An 18,938-nucleotide genomic window follows, 5' to 3' on the forward strand; every position below is an offset into this window, starting at 1 on the left:
AGACACGCCGGAGGCACACTAGGAGCTCTTCGACAGCTAAGGAGATCCCGGCTCATTAGGCTCGGTCTGCGGTTCCAGAAGCCTCGCCGGAAGAACGGTTTTACTGCCGAATCGCTCGCTGACCCGGTCCAGCGCCTGCTCAGCCGCCCGCCAGTTGTCGTCCCTGCGATCCAGGCTCAACTGCAGCGAGGCGTGTTCGGCCGGCTCGAGCTGCTCGGCCCGTACGCCCACAAGGCGCACGCTCATGGGCCTGTCCCCCAAGGATGCCAGCAGCTGGCTCGCCACTTGATAGATCAGCTGGGCGCTGTCCACCGGTGTGTGCATCGTCTTGCTGCGGCTGATTGTCGAAAAATCGGCATAGCGCAGCTTCAACGCGATTGTCCGGGCCAGCATCCCGGCAGTCCGTAGCCGTGAAGCGGTGCGGTGGGAGAGCCTGAGCAACTCGCGGTGCAGCAGTTCATCGTCCGGGGTATCGACCGCGAACGTTTCTTCGGAGCCAATGCTCTTTTCCAAGCGTGTGGGCGTAACCGGCCGAGAATCCAAACCCATGGACAATCGGTGGACGTGTTCTCCCGAAGCTCCGAGGACCCTTTTCAAGGAAGAAAGGGGCGTTGCCGCAACATCGGCCACGGTGCGGATCCCCAGCCTGGCAAGGACATCGGCAGTCTTGGCCCCGACTCCCCACAAGGCGTTTACGGGAAGACTGTGCAGGTACGCTACGGTCTGGTCCGCCTCAATGAGTAGCAGTCCGTCGGGCTTGCAGCGCGTGGATGCAATTTTGGCAACGAACTTGTTGGCGGCAATCCCGACGGACGCCGTAATTCCCAGCTCCGAGGCGACGCGGCGCCGGATCAAGTGTCCGATCTGAAGTGGCGGACCCAATCTCCTGATCGCCCCGCCGACGTCCAGGAAAGCTTCGTCGACGCTCAGGGGCTCCACGAGGTCAGTTATCGATTCAAAGATTCCCATCAACTGCCGGGAGACCTCGTAGTAGAGGCTGTGACGTGGTTCAATGATGACCGCTTTGGGACACATCCGCATGGCGTTGGCCATGGGCATGGCAGACCTTACGCCCAAGGCGCGCGCTTCGTAGGAGGCCGAAAGCACAACGGAGCGATCCACCGGGAAGCCCACAATGACCGGTCTTCCGCGGAGTTCAGGACGGGTGCGCAATTCAACCGTGACAAAGAAGGCATCCATGTCCACGTGGAGGATGCTGGTGCGCCTCAGCTCCCGCAGCGCAGCGGGATCCGGGGTGAATCCTTGCCCTGGGTCCTCCGCATGTGGTTTCACAAGGAAATCCTATGCCGCTGTACCCGTTAAACTGGAGCCAGCTTCCGGCACCCTAAGCTGGAAGCAGCATCCGGCGTCGTCCCCAGGAGGAAATCCCTGTGAAGCTCTTTGGAAAGCCTCAACCCGTCAGCCTGGCCCTGTTGGCCACGGGTGTCGCGTTGACCATTTCGGCTTGCGGGTCGTCCCCTGCGAGCACGGTATCCCAAGGGCCGGCGCCAACATCGTCCGGGGCGGCAGCTGCTTCCGCAAGCCACGCGCCGACTACTTCTTCCACGGCTATCGCGGGGGCGTCCGCGACGGTCGGAGCCCTCGTACCGGGGTTCCCGCAACAACTGATTCCCTTGATGCCCCAGGCAGCCGTGGAGTCCAGCAGTTTCGACAAGAACACCTCCCCGGCTTCGGTGGCATTGGTCGGCACCATTGCATCGCCTGCCGACTCCGTGGTGGCGTTTTATACATCTGCGCTCACGGCACAGGGTTTCAAGGAAGTTCCCGGAAACACCGTGGGAAGCATCAAATCAAAAGACTTCCTGCGTGGGGACAACGAAACGGTAAACATCTCGGTGGTGGAAAACGCCGGTAAATCCACATTCACCATCGGCGCCAACGTGGCCGCCGGGTCCGTCAAGTGACTACGGAAAGCCTCGGTGCTGAACAGGGCCGCTTTGTTGCCGACGTCGCCGCCAAACTTAGCGGCTTCCTTGGTGCGCAACAAGAGACCATGTCGACCATATCCTCCGATGTCATTCCCCTCATGGGCTCCATCACGAACCTCGTGACAGGCGGGAAGCGCCTCCGGGCATTGATGTGCTACTGGGGATGGCGAGGTGCCGGCGGTGAGTCTGCGCATCCGGACATCATCACGGCCGGCTGCGCCTTGGAACTCTTCCAAGCCGCGGCCCTGATTCACGATGACATCATCGACCGCTCTGATACCCGGCGCGGGGGGCCCAGCGTCCACAAAAGGTTCAGCCAACTCCATGAGCGCGAGGGCTGGGCACTCGACAGTGAACGTTTCGGGCATGCTGCCGCTATTCTCACCGGGGACCTGTGCCTGTCCTTCAGCGAGGAGGCGTTCACGCAGATCGGCGCCAGGGCTGCTTCCGGGACTTCTGCGCGGCGGATCTTCAACCTGATGCGCGCGGAGGTCATGGCCGGGCAGTATCTGGACATCCTGGAGGAAGTAGCAGGTCCAGTTCGGGACCGTGCGGGTGCCGTCAAGCGAGCCCAGTCCATCATCCGTTTCAAGTCGGCAAAGTATTCGACAGAACACCCCCTGGCGCTTGGGGGCGCCTTGGCCGGCGCAAGCAAAGAGCTCCTTCAAGGCTATTCCGCCTTCGCGCTGCCACTTGGTGAGGCATTCCAGCTGCGCGACGACGTCTTGGGCGTGTTCGGCGACCCCGGGACGACTGGAAAGCCAGCGGGCGATGACCTACGCGAAGGCAAGCGGACCGTGTTGGTCGGCTTTGCCATCAACCAAGCCGGAGCTGCGGATTCCGCCTACATCGACTCCATGCTCGGCAGGCAGGACCTCGGTGAGGCCGAGGTTGCCGAGATCAGGCGCATCATCGTGGATTGCGGAGCCCTCGAAGCCACGGAGGCAATGATCGAAGAGCTCAGCAACGAAGCTTTCGAAGCGCTGGACCGCCTACCCCTGGCTGAACTCCCACTCACTGCACTCCGGCAGTTGGCCGAAGCCGCTGTCAGCCGGGCCGCATGAAATCTTGATTACATCCAGGTGAATAGCCGCCTGAATACGGCTTAATACAGTGGTGGCGGCAGTTTCCTGCCGCCACCACTGTATTAAAGGCGGGTCTTTTACCAGGCCAGCGATTGGGCCCTGCGTCTGATTTCAGTCTTGCGCCCTTCACGCAACGCATCGACAGGGCGGCCACGCAGCGACTCGTCCGGGGTGAAGAGCCATGCAATGAGCTCCTCATCCGTGTACCCGGCATCGCCAAGCACGGCAATGGTGCCCTTCAGGCTGTCCACCACATGACCGTCCTGGATGAAGAGAGCGGGAATCGAACGGATGTTCCGTTCGCCCACTCTCACAGCCACAACTGCACGCTCATCCAGAAGACCGTGGACTTTGGTGATTGAAACGTTCAGCAGCTCTGCGACATCGGGCAGCGGCAGCCAATCGGAAACGAGACTTTCTACATTACTCACGGATCAAGATTGCCACGCCTGTGCGCTTTGCGCCTAGCCAGCCTGGCTGCAAGGGCAGGATTTAGGGCCGTGAATGCCCAAGAATCGCAAACCTCGGGATTTCTTGTGCGGAAACGAAAAATGTGAGACATTCACATTGATCACATTTGCATCACTACCCACTTTAGTAACACAGGTATCACTGGCAACAGCGGCATTCCCAAAATGTCCGCTGCTGAGATGAGGATTGCTCCCATGACGACGCCCCGCTCGCCCAAGAAGACAACGAGCATGCCGAAAATTGCGGCCACTACAGCGGCTCTGCCCGTCGTCATGCTCTCTTCGCTGGCGCTTGCCCAATCGGCAACTGCGCTACCGGCGGTACAGCCTCAGCGGATGCCTGCCACCCTGGCCGCCGCCATGAAGGCCCAGGCTTCGGCCGTGGCCGCCAACGTCATTCCGGCGTCTGCCGTTGCCTCGACAATCCCGGCTTCCATGCAACCGATGGCTCCGGCCGTTCCGGACATGTACACGATCGTTCGGGGCGATACCATCAGCGGCATCGCTGCCCGCTACGGGCTGAACACCAACACAGTGCTGCAACTCAACGGGCTCTCGGCCAACACCATCATCTACCCGGGGCAGCAGATCAAGCTGTCCGGTTCAGGGACTGCCGCGCCGACACCGGCCCCCAGCACGTCATCGTCAGCCGGGGCGGCGACTTACACCGTCAAGTCCGGCGATACCTTGAGCGGTATTGCCGCCCGCAATGGAGTGGCCCTGTCCGATGTCTTCAGCTGGAATGGCCTCGACGGCCGGTCCATCATCTACCCGGGACAGCAGATCAAGGTCGGGCCGGGAACAAACGCACCAGCTCCTGCGGCGCCGGCACCTGCTCCGGCTCCCGCGCCGTCAGCACCGGTGCTTGCCGCCACCGGCGCTTACACCATCAAGTCCGGCGACACTTGGGGGGTATCGCTTCCCTCGTTGGCGTCTCCCTCTCGTCGCTGCTCTCGGCAAACCACTTGTCCATGAGTACCATCATCTACCCGGGCCAGAAGCTCGCCATCCCCGGCGCCCCCGCCGCTCCGGCTCCCGTCACTACCCCCTTGGTCCCGAGCACATTCCTGGGCTACACCTACCCGGCGGCTGTCGTCAGTTCAGCCAACGCGAACAAGGCGCTCCTCAATGCTTCTCCGGTTCCCAGCACCGCCCAGATGAAGGGGATCGTGGCCGACACTGCGCGCCGCATGGGCGTAGACCCCTCCTTGGCTCTGGCATTCGCCTTCCAGGAATCCGGATTCAACCAGCGTGCGGTCTCCCCTGCCAACGCCATCGGCACCATGCAGGTCATTCCCTCGTCCGGCGAATGGGCCTCCCAACTGGTAGGACGCAAGCTCAACCTTCTCGACCCGTACGACAACGTCACTGCCGGAGTCGCGATCATTCGGGCGCTGGTGAACACCAGCAAGGACGTGAACACGGCCATCGCAGGTTATTACCAGGGCCAGTACTCGGTGAGCAAGTACGGCATGTACAACGACACGAAGGCCTACGTGGCCGCAATTCTGGCGCACAAGAAAAACTTCAGCTGAACCACGCCGCAAACACGGGCCCGGATCGGATGCCGATTCGGGCCCGTGTTTTTGCTCAACTAGGATCGTAGGGTGCAGGAACAAGTTTCGGACCATCTCCTCGGATCCCTCGTGGACGGGCGCTACCTCGTCCGATCGCGCCTGGCGGGCGGCGGAATGTCGACTGTCTACCTCGCCACTGACGAGCGACTCGACCGCGAGGTGGCGCTCAAAGTGCTGCATCCGCATCTGACCAACGACCAAAACTTCCTTGACCGCCTTCGGCGCGAGGCTCGGGCGGCCGCCAGCCTGTCCCACCCGCATGTCGTCGGCGTCCTCGACCAAGGACAAGACGGCCACGTTGCTTACATCGTCATGGAGTACATCAAAGGGCATACGCTCCGCGACGTCCTCAATGAAAAGAGCGCGCTTCCGCCCCGGCTGGCCTTCGCACTGATAGATCCCGTCATCGAAGGACTGGCTGCCGCCCACGCAGCGGGGCTGATACACCGCGACGTGAAGCCGGAGAATGTCCTGATCGCCGACGACGGCCGCATCAAGGTGGGCGATTTCGGCTTGGCCCGGGCGGTAACGGCGACCACGAGCACTGGTGCCCTGATCGGCACGGTTGCCTACTTGGCTCCCGAACTGGTCTTAGGCAAGCCCGCCGACGCCCGGAGCGACATTTACTCGGCCGGCATCATGCTTTACGAGATGCTTACCGGCGAGCAACCCTATTCCGGCGACGTTCCAATCCAGGTGGCTTACCAGCACGTCAACGCGAGCGTCGTGCCGCCGTCGCTCGCTGTTCCCGGACTCGCTGCGGACATTGACGAACTCGTCCAGTGGTGCACCGCAAAGGAACCCGAAGAGCGTCCTGTGGACGGTTCAGCGCTCTTGTCGGAATTGCGGCATATCCGGACAACCCTGAGCGACGCACAGCTGGACATCAGCCCGCCTGCCGCCAAGGCGCTTGCCGCAGGGGCCGAAAGAGGACAAGAGACAGGGGCCACCGCGGTAGTCGCCCCCTTCCATGCCGAACGCACGGAGACTTTGGAAAGGATCGGCCGCCCGACCGAGATCATCTCAAGCCAGCGCAATCCGACCACGGTGCTGCCGCCGTCGGGCTTCTCCCCCGGCGAGACGACGGTTCAAGCTGTATTGCCCACGGAGCGGCCTGCACCGACGAGCAAACGCGACATCAAGAGAATGGCGCGACAGGAGGAAAAGGACCGAGCCCGTGCCGCGGCCACCCCGTCGCGCTCTTTGCAGGAAGGCAATCCGCGCCGCCGTGCCGTGATCTGGACGGTTGTCGTGATTGTCCTCGCAATCCTCGCCACCGCCGCGGGCTGGTTCTTCGGCATGGGGCCAGGCTCGCCCGGAACCATTCCGGACACGAAGAACAAGACGGTTGCGGAAGCCCAGCAGCTACTGAGAACCGCCGGCTTCCAGTCTGAGCCGAGGGACGTATTCGACGACCAGGTCACGGCCGGGTTAGCGGTTGGAACGGAGCCCGCTTCCGGCCAGGTCATCCGGAAGTTCCAACCGGTCTCGCTCTTCGTTTCGAAGGGTCCGCAGTTGTTTCCGCTCTCTGCAATGACAGGCCTGACGCTGGACCAGGCCAAGAACGCCCTTGGCACGGCCGGAATGACGCTCGGCAACGTCACCGAGCAGTATGACGACAAAGTGCCTTCCGGATCGGTCATCTCACAGTCCCCAGCCCGGGACACGGCAGTCCGCCACGGCACCCCAGTGGCATTCGTGGTTTCCAAAGGACCCCAGCCCCTGCCCGTCCCCGATGTCCGTGGCATGACCCAGCAAGCAGCCGTCAAAGCGATCAGCGACGCCGGGCTGACCGCCAAAATTTCGCCGGAACCCGTCAATGACAAAAAGGTTCCCGCGGGGGCCGTGGTCAGCCAGGCCCCTGCCAACGGCACTTTGACCCGTGGCGAGTCCGTGACGTTGACCCTGTCCAAGGGACCGAAGCTGGTGCACGTTCCCAGCTTCATCGGGAAGCAGGCGGACGCCGCACGCAAAACCTTGGAATCGCTGGGATTCGACGTCAAGATCAACAACGTCCTGGGTGGCTTCTTCGGCACCGTCCGGGACCAGAACCCCGTGGACAGTGATGCCCCGGAGGGTTCCGTCGTCACCCTGACCGTCGTGTAGGACCCATGCATTCAGGAAAGGCGATCCGGAATGTTCCGGATCGCCTTTCCTGAATTCGGCCTGCTCGCTACCGCTTCGTGAGGGCTCCGGCCACCAGGAATGCCATCTCGAGGGACTGCATGTGGTTCAGGCGGGGATCGCACACGGACTCATAGCGGTCCAGGAAAGCGTCCTGGTCAATGGGATCGGCACCGCCCAAGCATTCAGCGACGTCGTCCCCGGTCATCTCCATGTGCAAGCCACCCGGTACTGTGCCCAGGGCGTGGTGTACCTCGAAGAAACCGCGGACTTCGTCCACGACGTCGTCGAAGTTGCGGGTCTTGTAACCGTTGGGCGAGGTGACAGTGTTCCCATGCATCGGATCCGTGACCCAGAGAACCTGCGCGCCAGAGGCAGTGACCTTCTCGACGACGGCGGGCAGCTTCTCCCGGATGTTCTTTGAACCCATCCGGGTGATGAAGGTGAGGCGGCCTGGCTCGCGGTTAGGGTCCAGCTTGTCAATGAGCCGCAGCGCGTCGTCTCCGGTGGTTCCGGGACCGAGCTTGACGCCGATGGGATTGCGGACACGGGACAGGAAGTCCACGTGCGCATGATCGAGCTCACGCGTACGCTCTCCGATCCAGAGGAAATGGCCGGAGGTGTCGTACGGAAGTCCCGTGCGGGAGTCGATGCGCGTCAGGGCACGTTCGTAGTCCAGCAGCAAGGCCTCGTGGCTAGCGAAAAACTCCACGCGCTTAAGGGCTTCGAAGTCGGCACCGCACGACGCCATAAACTTGATGGCACGGTCGATGTCCCTCGCCAAGGACTCGTACCGTGCGTGGGCGGGGTTTTCCGTGAAGCCCTTGTTCCAGAGGTGCACCAGGCGAAGATCGGCGAAGCCACCCTGCGTGAAGGCGCGGATGAGGTTCAGCGTGGAGGCCGAGGTGTGGTAGGCCTTCAGCATGCGGCTGGCGTCGTGGGCCCGGGACTCCGGAGTGAAGTCGTAACCGTTGACGATGTCGCCACGGTAGGCAGGCAGCGTCACACCGTCGCGGGTCTCATCGTTCGAGGATCGCGGCTTGGCGAACTGGCCGGCCATGCGGCCCATCTTTATGACGGGCATGGCCGCGCCATAAGTGAGGACAACGGCCATCTGCAGGATAGTACGGACGCGGGCGCTGATCTTGTCAGCTGTGGCGTCCTCGAAAGTCTCCGCGCAGTCGCCACCTTGAAGAAGGAAAGCCTTGCCCTGGGCTGCTGCGGCCAAACGCTCGCGCAATATGTCGACTTCGCCGGCGAAAACCAGCGGCGGAAGCACGGAGAGTTCTTTGACGGAGGCATCGAAGACGCCCCTGTCGGTCCAAGTGGGCTGCTGCGAGATAGGCAGTTGGCGCCAATCGTCCAAGCCGGGATAGTTTGCCGCGCCACTTTGCGCGGTGCTGGTCAGGGGGCTGCCCAGGGAACTAGTCAGGGTGCCGGTCACGGACGGTGCGGGGTTCGCGGATAGCTCAGTCACTCTCCAAGACTAGTTGCCTTGCCCGCTGTTCGGCGCACGGCCGCCGTAACCGATATTCACCGGGCCGTCACACTTTTCCAGACACTCCGTCGTCGCCGTCGTCCGGCCCCGATCCGCCGGCGGACCCGGGCTGCTCTTCAGTTCCGGTATCGGCAGGAATTGTTTCGCTCCCGCTCTCCGGGCTTGGAAGCTGCCCGGCCAGTCGCTGCTTGACGACGGCGGCGTATTCGTCCACGTATTCCTGCCCGGAGAGCCGCATGAGCTCATACATGATTTCATCGGTCACGGCCCGTTGGACGGCGCGGTCTTCCTCTTGGCCGTAGTACCGGCTGAAGTCGAGCGGCTCGCCGAAAATGATCCCGATGCGGCGGATATTGGGCAAACGCTTGCCGATGGGTTGGACTTTTTCGGTTCCGATCATCGCTACGGGAACAACGGGCACCCGCGTCTGGAGCGCAAGTTTGGCGACACCCACTTTGCCCCGGTACAGCTTGGCATCGGGACTGCGGGTGCCCTCAGGGTAGATCCCCAACAGGCCGCCAGCAGCCAGGACATCCCTGCCAGCTTGCAAGGAGTGCTCGGACGCCGCCCCACCCGACCGGTCCATGGGCAACTGGTTGGTGAGCCGGAAGAACATGGCCGTGAGCCTGCCCTTGAGTCCCGTGCCCGTGAAGTACTCGGACTTTGCCAGAAAGCTAACGGGCCGAGGCACCATCACCGGCATGAAGATCGAGTCCGAAAAAGACAAATGATTGGAAGCGAGAATCGCGGGACCATCGTGGGGAACATTGTCGAGGCCCTTGACCCAAGGGCGGAACAGCAATCTGAGAACCGGACCCAAAAAGATCCGTTTCATGACCCAATAGAACACTTTGGTTCCTCTCCGGGGCGGCGTCTGCTAGGCGTCCGGACGGTCCCGGCCGGCACTCAGAAGCCACCCTACTCCAGTGAGAAATGTCCCGAACAGTGACACGATGGACTCATGACTGAAAGCAGTGCCGCCAACAGAGTAGCCTCGGAGTCATCATGAACACTCTCCCTGATCCTTCCCCGTACGCCAGCAGTTTCACCGGTAGTGGACCGAGCATCGGCGTGGTGATGAGCCACGGTTTTACGGGCAGTCCGCACAGCATGCGCCCGTGGGCGGAGCATCTTGCAGCGGAAGGCTACGCCGTGCGGCTGCCTTTGCTTCCGGGCCATGGGACCACGTGGCAGGACATGGCTACGCGGCACTGGCAGGAGTGGCACCATGCTGTTGATGCGGCGTATCTCGAGCTCCAGGCCGAGTGCGATTTCGTTTTCGCTGCCGGCCTGTCGATGGGCGGGACGCTGGCGCTCCGGATCGCGGCCACTCGGCCCGTCGCCGGCACGGTCGTCGTCAACCCTGGCTTGGTGATTGACGACCCCCGCGCGGCAGTGGTGGGCGTCCTCAAGCACGTCATGAAATCCACCCCGGCCATTGCCAATGACATCCTCAAACCAGGCATGGACGAGGGCGCCTACCCAAGGACTCCGGTCGCCGCTGCCCATGAGCTGAAGAAGATGTACAAGGACACCGTCACTCTCCTCCCCCGGATTTCCGCCCCCGTGCGCGTCTTCCGCTCTTCCGTGGACCATGTGGTTTCGGACCGAAGCATCAAGCAGTTGAAGGAGCGCGTCACAGCTCCGATGGAGTTCAGCACCCTGGAGAACAGCTACCACGTGGCCACATTGGACAACGATGCCCTGGAAATCTTCCGCGGCTCGGCCGAATTCATCCGGAAAACGATGGCCGGATTGGCCAACAGTTCCGCCCCTGCCCGCCCGTCCGGCGCCGAACTCCGGGACTTTCCCCATGAATAGGCCTGGACCGGACTCACCGGACCAGAGCGCCAACAAGGACGACGACGCCGTCTGGCTGGATCTGGTGGCGCGGCTTGAGTCGATGCCTTCCTCGCCGCTCGACGAACCGCGGCTGGCGGAAGAGCCCCCCAAGGATCCCGGAACAGAACCGGGTCCAGGACCGGACGCGGTTCCTGGTACCTCGACGTCCCGCTCTTTCCAGGACTTCGATCCCCTTGGATTGGCCAGGAGGGGCGCTGCCGATGAACCCGGCGCACGCGAAGGCGACGGCAGCGGTGCGACCGGTCCGCGTGACTTCGACGTCGAGGACGAGGGCGGGTTCGTGCCGGAGGACCCACCGAGCCTGGCCGGTACCGAACCGCTGACCATGCTCGCCTGGCTCGGAGCTGTGGGCGGTCCCCTTGCCCTGCTGTTTACCGCAATGTTCTGGCGCTCGGCGCCCCTCCTGGCCGTCATGGGCATCTTGGCGGCATTTCTGGCTTCGGTGGTGTACCTCATCATGAAACTGCCCCAGGAAAAAGACGAGAACGACGACGGCGCCCGTGTCTGAGAGGGTTGCCGCACCGCGGATTACCGGGCTGCGGAGCTTGTACTAGCCGCGCGCCCTGCCGCTGACCCGCGACAGGTCGGCGGCACCGATCATCCCCGCCCGGGGTCCGAGGGCCGCAAGCTTGATGGCTGCAGCCGGCCGGAAGCCGCGGCCCGTGAGGTTCCGGGTGAATGCGGTCCGCGCGGGGCCCACCAGAAGCTCGCCGGCATCGCACAGGCCACCGCCGATAACAAACGTCCCCGGGTCCAGCGCTGCCGCGAGATTCGCAAGGCCGAGCCCGAGCCAGTGCCCCACCTCTTCCAGGAGCTCCCTCGAGGCCGAGTCCCCCGCTTGGGCTCGTTCCGTCACGGTGACGCCCGTAATGTTCTCCGCAGCGCCTCCCGCGGCCTTGAGCAATTCGTAGGCAACCGGGGAATTCCGAAGGGCCAGCTCCCGGGCTTCCCTGCCGAGGGCGTTCCCGGACGCGTATTGCTCCCAGCAGCCCCGGTTGCCGCATTCGCAGCGATGCCCGCCAGGCACCACGATTTGGTGCCCGAACTCCCCGGCTACTCCGAATCGCCCACGTTCCACGCGTCCGTCCATGACCATGGCACCACCAATGCCGGTGCCAAGCGTGATGCAGACAAGTCTGCTCTCCCCCTGCCCTGCGCCGAAGCGCCATTCAGCCCAGGCGGCAGCGTCGGCGTCGTTGGTGACAAGAACCGGACGCCGCAGCAAGCTCTGCAGGTTCTCCCGCAGCGGTTCGTTGCGCCAAGCGAGATGCGGGCTGAACAGCACCGTGCCGCCGTCGAGGTCCATCCAACCGGCGGCACCGATCCCCACTGAAGCAATCCGGTGGCTTCTGCTCAACTCTTGGACAAGCTCGACGATTACCTGCTCCACGGCCCGGGCGTCATTGCCCGGGGTGGAGCGCCGCGCTTCGTCGACTACATGGCCTGAGGGATCCACAACACCGGCAGCAACTTTCGTGCCGCCGATGTCGATCCCGATAGCCAATCCCCTACGGCCGAGATGGGAGCGTCGGGCAGCCCATGGAACCGACTCCCAGCGAATGCCGCCTTGGGTGGGGCCGGGGCGTCGGCCGGTTGCGGTTGAACCGGACCAGGAAATCTTCCGAACGCGCGCCGTTGTCTGGTCGTTGGATGAATTCAGAGGCATGCCGCCATCCTATTCCGAGTGCCGCATATGTACGGACATGCGTCTTGTATGAACGGGCGTTGAACCCGGCCGCATTGGAGGAATGACCCGCGTCACGTAAAGTTACTCGTCAGTAACATGAAATTGGTGAATTGCGACACACCCGTTACTTGGCCGTATAGAGTTAGAGCAGCCCCGCAATGGTCTGTTGATATCGAAGGAGCTATCGTGCGTGAATTCAGTGTTCCGCCCTTGGTGAATGTTGCCCCCGAAACCAACATCACGGACCTCGTGGTTCGCCAGGCCGCCAAGCCATCCAACCCCGCCCTCTTTGCCAAGCTCAACGGCGCCGGCCAATGGCAGGACATCAGGGCAACGGAGTTCCTCGAAGACGTCTCGGCGCTGGCAAAAGGCCTGATCGCCAACGGTGTAGGCCTAGGCGACCGGGTGGGTATCATGTCCAGGACCCGGTACGAATGGTCCCTCGTGGACTTCGCTGTGTGGTTTGCGGGCGGCGTTTCCGTGCCGATCTATGAAACGTCATCGCCGTCGCAGGTGGCTTGGAACCTCGGTGACTCCGGCGCTGTTGCGGCATTCGCCGAGTCCGCACACCACGAGGACATCATCCGCCAAGCCGTCACGGCTGAAGGCCTCAGCTCAGTTGCCCATGTCTGGCAGCTCGACGGCGGCCTTGATACCCTCCGCGCCGCCGGTAGCGGGATCAGCGACGAGGAACTTGAGTCTCGCCGCCGCAGCGCCGTGCTTGCCGACGTCGCCACCATCATCTACACCTCGGGCACCACGGGCCGCCCCAAGGGTTGCGAACTCACGCACGGCAACTTCGTGGAACTTTCAGAGAACGCGCTGGCTTCCCTTGGTGACGTGGTCAATGAGGACGCCAAGACCATCATGTTCCTCCCGCTCGCCCATGTCTTTGCCCGCTTCATCTCGGTCCTGGCCGTTGCAGCCGGCTCCCAGGTCGCCCACACCCCGGATATCAAGAACCTTCTCGGAGACCTCCAGAGTTTCCAGCCGTCGTTCATCCTCGCCGTTCCCCGCGTCTTCGAAAAGGTCTTCAACTCGGCCCTCACCAGGGCGGAGGACGGTGGCAAGGGCGCCATCTTCCACAAGGCAGTGGACACGGCAATCGCCTACTCGAAGGCGCAGCAGTCCGGCTCCGTCGGGCTCGTGCTGAGGCTCAAGCACGCCGTCTTCGACCGTTTGGTGTACGGGAAACTCCGCGCGGCAATGGGCGGCCACGTCAGCCACGCCGTCTCCGGTGGTGGCCCCCTGGGCGAACGGCTAGGCCATTTCTTCCACGGTATCGGCTTGCAGATCCTGGAAGGATACGGGCTGACCGAGACCACGGCGCCCATCTCAGTCAACACCCCGTCCCTGATCAAGATCGGCACGGTAGGGGCACCGCTCCCGGGCAATGCGGTCAAGATCGCCGACGACGGCGAAATCCTAGCCAAGGGCGTCTGCGTCATGAAGGGCTATTACAAGCGCGATGACCTTGCTGCAGACACCTTCGTGGACGGCTGGTTACGCACAGGTGACATCGGCGAACTGGATGAACAGGGTTTCCTGAAGATCACCGGCCGCAAGAAGGAAATCATCGTCACGGCCAGCGGCAAGAACGTGGTGCCGGCCCTCCTCGAGGACCAAATCCGGGCGGACGCCCTGGTCTCACAGGTCCTGGTGGTCGGCGACAACCGACCCTTCATCGGCGCGCTGGTCACCCTCGACGAGGAAGCCCTGCCCGGCTGGTTGGAACGCCATGGCCTTCCAACGTCCACCACTCCGGCAGACGCTGCGGACAACACTTTGGTCAGGGCAGCCGTCCAGGAACTGATCAGCCACGCGAACCAGTCCGTCTCCCACGCGGAGGCCATCAAGTCCTTCCGGATTGTGCCGTCCGACTTCACCGAGGCCTCCGGCCACCTCACACCGTCCTTGAAGGTCAAGCGCGCCCAGGTCATGAAGGACTTCGACTCCGTGATCGAGGAGATGTATTCGGCGCCCAAGGCGTCCTGACACCCCGCAGCCTGACATATCCGGAAACCAAAAAGGAAGGTCCCGGGCTCACGAGCCCGGGACCTTCCTTCATGCCTGCTCCGCGAAGAAGCGAGCTGTTATTCGACGACGATCAACAAATCGCCGCCCTGAACCTGCTCCACCTTGTTGATGGCGAGGCGCGAGACCGTGCCGGCCACCGGCGTCGTGATGGATGCCTCCATCTTCATCGCCTCAATCGTGGCGACGGTGTCGCCCGCCTTGACGGCGTCGCCGGCTTTGACGGTCAGCGTCACGGCACCGGCGAACGGCGCTGCAACCTGACCGGGCTGGGACGCATCAGCTTTCTCCGCAGCCTTCACGTTGCTGACGACCGACTTGTCGCGAACCACCACGGGGCGGGACTGGCCGTTGAGCTTGCACATGACCGTGCGCATGCCCTTTTCGTCCGGCTCCGAGACTGCTTCGAGGGAGGCGATCAAGCGCACGCCCTTCTCGAGTTCCATGACGTGTTCCGCGCCGAGCTGGAGACCGTAGAGGTAGTCACGGGTGTCAAGGACTGACAGGTTGCCGTAAGTGTCCACGCTCTTGAGGTAGTCCTTCGTGGGACCGTCGAACAGCAGCCGGTTCAAGGTCCTCTGGCGGGACTTGGAATCGCCCTTGAGGGCCGCACTGTCCTCGGCGCTCAGTTCGACGTCGCGGACCTTGATGCTGCGGCCTTGGAGCGCCTTCGTGCGGAACGGCTCGGGCCATCCTCCGGGAGGATCTCCCAGTTCACCCGACAGGAATCCGATGACGGAGTCCGGGATGTCATAGTTCTGCGGGTTCTCGTTGAAGTCCGCCGGGTCCGCATTGAGTCCAACGAGATGCAGCGCGAGGTCGCCCACCACCTTGGAGGACGGGGTCACCTTGACCAGGCGGCCCAGAATACGGTCCGCTGCGGTGTACATGTCCTCGATGGCCTCAAAACGCTCGCCGAGCCCCAGCGCCATGGCCTGCTGGCGCAGGTTGGACAACTGGCCACCAGGGATTTCGTGCTGGTAAACCCGGCCTGTGGGACCCGGAAGCCCTGATTCGAACGGCGCGTAGACGCGACGGACAGCTTCCCAGTAGGGCTCCAGCGCGCTGACGTTCGCCAGGCTGAGGCCGGTATCCCGCGGGGTGTGTGCCAGCGCGGCCACAAGGGCCGACGCCGAAGGCTGGCTTGTCGTGCCGGCTAGCGACGCGGACGCGACGTCGACGGCGTCCACGCCGGCGTCCACGGCTGCCAGCAAGGTGGCCAGCTGGCCGCCTGCGGTGTCGTGGGTGTGCAAGTGGACCGGGAGGTCGAAACGCTCACGCAAGGCGCTGACAAGCTTGGCAGCGGCCGCAGGGCGAAGCAGGCCAGCCATGTCCTTGATGGCGAGGATGTGTGCACCGGCGTCGACGATCTTCTGGGCGAGGCCCAGGTAGTAGTCGAGGGTGTACAGCTTCTCGTCGGGGTCCAGGAGATCGCCCGTGTAGCAGAGCGCGACTTCGGCTACAGCGGTGCCGGTGGCACGCACGGCCCGGATTGCCGGAGCCATCTGGTTGACGTCATTGAGGGCGTCGAAGATGCGGAAGATGTCGATGCCTGTAGCCGCGGCCTCGTTGACGAATGCCTCGGTGACTTCTTCCGGGTACGGCGTGTACCCAACAGTGTTCCGTCCACGGAGCAGCATCTGGATACAGACATTGGGCAAGGCTTTGCGCAAAGCGGCGAGGCGGTCCCAAGGATCTTCGCCGAGGAAGCGCAGCGCGACGTCGTATGTGGCACCACCCCAGGCTTCGACCGACAGCAGTTCGGGCAGCAGCGCGGAAACGGCAGGGCCGGCTGCGACGAGATCGCGGGTACGGACGCGTGTGGCAAGGAGGGACTGGTGTGCGTCACGGAAGGTGGTGTCCGTGACCGCAACGGCGGTCTGCTCGCGCAGGGCCTTGGCGAATCCTTCCGGACCCAATTCCCGGAGCCGCTGGCGGGATCCCGCCGGTGCTACGACGCCGGAAACCGGAGGCAGCTTGGCCGCGGGGTCGGAGTGGACCTTGAGTTCCCCGTTGGGCTTGTTGACGGTGACGTCGGCCAGCCAGGTCAACAGTTTGGTTCCGCGGTCCGCGGAAACGTGGGACTTCAGCAACTCGGGGCGCTTGTCGATGAAGTCGGTGGCAACGTTTCCGGCAATGAAGTCCGGATCAGCAAGAACAGCCTGGAGGAAAGGGATGTTGGTCGATACGCCACGGATTCGGAACTCGGCCAGGCCGCGCCGCGCGCGGGCTACGGCGGCCGGGTAGTCGCGGCCGCGGCACGTCAGCTTGACCAGCATGGAGTCGAAGTGCGGACTGATCTCGGCACCCGAGTAGACCGTACCGCCGTCGAGACGCACACCGGCGCCGCCTGCGGAACGGTAGCCGGTGATCTTTCCGACGTCGGGGCGGAAGCCGTTGGCTGGATCTTCCGTGGTGATGCGGCACTGCAGGGCCGCGCCCTTGATGGATACCGACTCCTGGCTCAGGCCGAGGTCTGCAAGGGTCTCGCCCGATGCGATGCGCATCTGTGCCTGGACTAGGTCAACGTCGGTGATTTCCTCGGTGACTGTGTGCTCTACCTGGATGCGCGGGTTCATCTCGATGAAGACGTGCTGGCCGGCGCGTTCGCCCTCGGTATCCACAAGGAACTCGACCGTTCCGGCGTTGACGTAGTTCAGGGCCTTCGCGAAAGCCACGGCGTCGCGGTAGAGGGCCTGACGGATGGACTCATCCAGGTTAGGGGCAGGAGCGATCTCCACGACCTTCTGGTGGCGGCGCTGCAGGGAGCAATCGCGCTCGAAGAGGTGCATGACGTTGCCTTCGGCATCAGCCAGGATCTGCACCTCGATGTGACGAGGACGCAGGACGGCCTGCTCCAGGAACATGGTGGGATCGCCGAACGCAGCGTCCGCCTCGCGCATGGCCGCTTGAAGTGCCTCCGGAAGATCCTCGCGGGTCTCCACCCGGCGCATGCCGCGGCCACCGCCACCGGCAACGGCCTTGGCGAAGATCGGGAATCCGACCTCGTCCGCTGCAGCAATGAGCTCGTCAATGTCGCGGGACGGCGCGCTGGACTTCAGCACCGGTACCCCGGCCTTGCGGGCGGCCTCGAGGGCGGCAACCTTGTTACCGGCGAGCTCCAGGACCTCCGCCGGCGGGCCGATAAACGTTATGCCTGCATCTTGGGCGGCCCGGGCGAGGTCCGGGTTTTCGGACAGGAATCCGTACCCTGGGTAGATCGCGTCTGCACCCGATTCTTTGGCTACACGGACGATTTCGTCCACGTCGAGGTAAGCACGGACCGGGTGACCCTCTTGGCCAATCAGGTAGGCCTCATCAGCCTTCTGCCGGTGGATCGAGTTGCGATCCTCATATGGGAAGACCGCTACGGTCTTGGCGCCCAGTTCATAGCTAGCGCGGAAGGCCCTGATCGCGATTTCGCCGCGATTAGCCACCAGAATCTTGGAAAACATGCTTCTCCTGCATCATTGCGGGTGTAACGGTCGGTGGTCACAGTGTGTAAGACCTCCATACCCAAACACAAATCTTTGTGGTGACAGTCACACGGGGATTCGTCACGAGCAGTGTACCTTCGCGCACGATACGGATTCACGTGCTAATGACCGGAGAAGTAACAAGCCATCCAGGCCGTTCAGGGCTGATAAGGCAGGAATCGGTGGCCACTCAACATATGATGTTGAAGGGCGGCGGCAGAGCCCCGGTTCCGGCGCAGCCGGAACGCAAGCACCGCGACACGGCAACCGGCGTTAGGTTTTGGGTTTTCAAGTGCAAGTAGTCAGCATCAGCAGCCTTAAAGGCGGCGTGGGAAAGACATCCGTAACCACTGGGTTGGCCTCGGCCGCACTGGCCGCAGGCATCCCCACCCTTGTTGTGGACCTGGATCCGCACGCCGACGCCACCACAGCCCTCGGCGTCCAGGCCGGCGACCAGCTCGACATTGGCCGGATGCTCAAGAATCCCCGCAAGGCCAGGCTCCTGGACAACGTGGTCAGCAGCGGCTGGGTTGAACAGGCCCGCCGCAATGGCGGAGGGACCACCCTTGATGTCGCCGTCGGATCCGCCTACACCGGAATCTACGATCGGCCGGACCTCGGACGCCGCGATCTCCGCCGACTTTCTGCCGTCCTCGCTCCCGCCGAAAAGTATGAGCTGGTGCTTGTGGATTGCCCACCATCGCTCAACGGGCTGACCCGCATGGCCTGGAGCGCGAGTGACCGCGTTGTGCTGGTTGCCGAACCCGGACTCTTCTCAGTGGCAGGCACCGAACGCACCATGCGTGCAATCCAGCTGTTCCGCCAGGAATTCGCCCCCCAGCTGGCCCCTGCGGGCATTGTGGCCAACCGGGTCCGTCCTGCCTCGTCCGAGCACACGTTCCGGCTCGCCGAGATGGAATCGATGTTCGGCGAGCTCCTGCTGACGCCACAAATTCCAGAGCAGGCGAACTGGCAGCAAATCCAGGGTGCGGCGCACGCTGTGCATCACTGGCCCGGTGATTCCGCCAAGAACACGGCCAAATTGTTTGACACCCTCTTGGAGAACATGCTGTCCTCACGCAACGGCACGCGGGAACGCCGCCAGCGCTGACCCAAGGTTCGGTGCCCACGCCAAGCTGCGTCGTTGGAGAGAATGCGATGAAGCCGCCTTCCTC

Annotated in this window: 13 protein-coding genes and 1 pseudogene; 8 read left to right on the forward strand and 6 right to left on the reverse strand. The window is 63.3% G+C overall.

Annotation, left to right across the window (positions count from 1 at the left end; all coding sequences use genetic code 11):
* Nucleotides 1–36: 36 nt before the first annotated feature.
* On the reverse strand, nt 37–1,293 hold the full coding sequence (gene dinB, locus OW521_RS03260; RefSeq protein ID WP_268022914.1) for a DNA polymerase IV: 1,257 nt from the start codon (nt 1,291–1,293) through the stop codon (nt 37–39).
* 98 nt (nt 1,294–1,391) lie between these two features.
* Between dinB and OW521_RS03265 the strand changes: the two genes are divergently transcribed.
* Complete coding sequence (locus tag OW521_RS03265; protein WP_268022916.1) at nt 1,392–1,925, forward strand: hypothetical protein; 534 nt, start codon at nt 1,392–1,394, stop codon at nt 1,923–1,925.
* Nucleotides 1,922–3,013: a polyprenyl synthetase family protein gene (locus tag OW521_RS03270; RefSeq protein WP_268022918.1), complete on the forward strand. Its 1,092-nt coding sequence runs from the start codon at nt 1,922–1,924 to the stop codon at nt 3,011–3,013. The genes OW521_RS03265 and OW521_RS03270 overlap by 4 nt, the downstream gene beginning before the upstream one ends.
* A gap of 98 nt (nt 3,014–3,111) precedes the next feature.
* Here OW521_RS03270 and OW521_RS03275 read toward each other — a convergent pair whose 3' ends face one another.
* Nucleotides 3,112–3,465, reverse strand: coding sequence for an Rv2175c family DNA-binding protein (locus OW521_RS03275; RefSeq protein ID WP_028266705.1), 354 nt, complete (start codon nt 3,463–3,465; stop codon nt 3,112–3,114).
* Between the two features lie 234 nt (nt 3,466–3,699).
* Between OW521_RS03275 and OW521_RS03280 the strand changes: the two are divergent.
* Together OW521_RS03280 and pknB are read left to right on the forward strand one after the other, a co-directional pair.
* Nucleotides 3,700–5,039, forward strand: a pseudogene (locus OW521_RS03280) (LysM peptidoglycan-binding domain-containing protein).
* Between the two features lie 72 nt (nt 5,040–5,111).
* Complete coding sequence (pknB, locus tag OW521_RS03285) at nt 5,112–7,187, forward strand: Stk1 family PASTA domain-containing Ser/Thr kinase (protein ID WP_268022922.1); 2,076 nt, start codon at nt 5,112–5,114, stop codon at nt 7,185–7,187.
* A gap of 67 nt (nt 7,188–7,254) precedes the next feature.
* Here the strand turns inward: pknB and OW521_RS03290 are convergent, their stop codons facing one another.
* Nucleotides 7,255–8,682: a class II 3-deoxy-7-phosphoheptulonate synthase gene (locus tag OW521_RS03290; protein WP_442781206.1), complete on the reverse strand. Its 1,428-nt coding sequence runs from the start codon at nt 8,680–8,682 to the stop codon at nt 7,255–7,257.
* A 67-nt stretch (nt 8,683–8,749) separates the two neighbouring features.
* On the reverse strand, nt 8,750–9,553 hold the full coding sequence (locus OW521_RS03295; RefSeq protein WP_268022924.1) for a lysophospholipid acyltransferase family protein: 804 nt from the start codon (nt 9,551–9,553) through the stop codon (nt 8,750–8,752).
* Nucleotides 9,554–9,708: 155 nt separating this feature from the next.
* On the opposite strand from OW521_RS03295, the gene OW521_RS03300 reads away from it, so the two are divergent.
* Complete coding sequence (locus OW521_RS03300; protein ID WP_268022926.1) at nt 9,709–10,524, forward strand: alpha/beta hydrolase; 816 nt, start codon at nt 9,709–9,711, stop codon at nt 10,522–10,524.
* Nucleotides 10,517–11,074, forward strand: a complete 558-nt coding sequence (locus OW521_RS03305; protein WP_268022928.1) for a hypothetical protein — start codon at nt 10,517–10,519, stop codon at nt 11,072–11,074. The genes OW521_RS03300 and OW521_RS03305 overlap by 8 nt, the downstream gene beginning before the upstream one ends.
* A 42-nt stretch (nt 11,075–11,116) precedes the next feature.
* On the opposite strand, the gene OW521_RS03310 is transcribed toward OW521_RS03305, so the two are convergent.
* Nucleotides 11,117–12,232, reverse strand: coding sequence for an ROK family glucokinase (locus OW521_RS03310; protein WP_268022930.1), 1,116 nt, complete (start codon nt 12,230–12,232; stop codon nt 11,117–11,119).
* A 207-nt stretch (nt 12,233–12,439) separates the two neighbouring features.
* Here OW521_RS03310 and OW521_RS03315 point away from each other — a divergent pair, with 207 nt between their 5' ends.
* A complete protein-coding gene (locus OW521_RS03315) occupies nt 12,440–14,248 on the forward strand; it encodes an AMP-dependent synthetase/ligase (RefSeq protein WP_268022932.1) in 1,809 nt (602 codons plus the stop codon).
* 98 nt (nt 14,249–14,346) lie between these two features.
* Here the strand turns inward: OW521_RS03315 and OW521_RS03320 are convergent, their stop codons facing one another.
* The gene (locus OW521_RS03320) at nt 14,347–17,742 is read right to left on the reverse strand and encodes a pyruvate carboxylase (RefSeq protein WP_268022934.1); all 3,396 of its coding nucleotides are present in this window, start codon (nt 17,740–17,742) and stop codon (nt 14,347–14,349) included.
* Nucleotides 17,743–18,055: 313 nt separating this feature from the next.
* On the opposite strand from OW521_RS03320, the gene OW521_RS03325 reads away from it, so the two are divergent.
* Nucleotides 18,056–18,874 (forward strand): ParA family protein, encoded by an 819-nt coding sequence (locus OW521_RS03325; RefSeq protein ID WP_268022936.1) that lies wholly within the window; start codon nt 18,056–18,058, stop codon nt 18,872–18,874.
* The last annotated feature ends 64 nt before the right edge of the window (nt 18,875–18,938 follow it).

Origin of the sequence: Arthrobacter sp. MMS18-M83 (assembly GCF_026683955.1) — a bacterium.
Classification (GTDB): Bacteria; Actinomycetota; Actinomycetes; order Actinomycetales; family Micrococcaceae; genus Arthrobacter.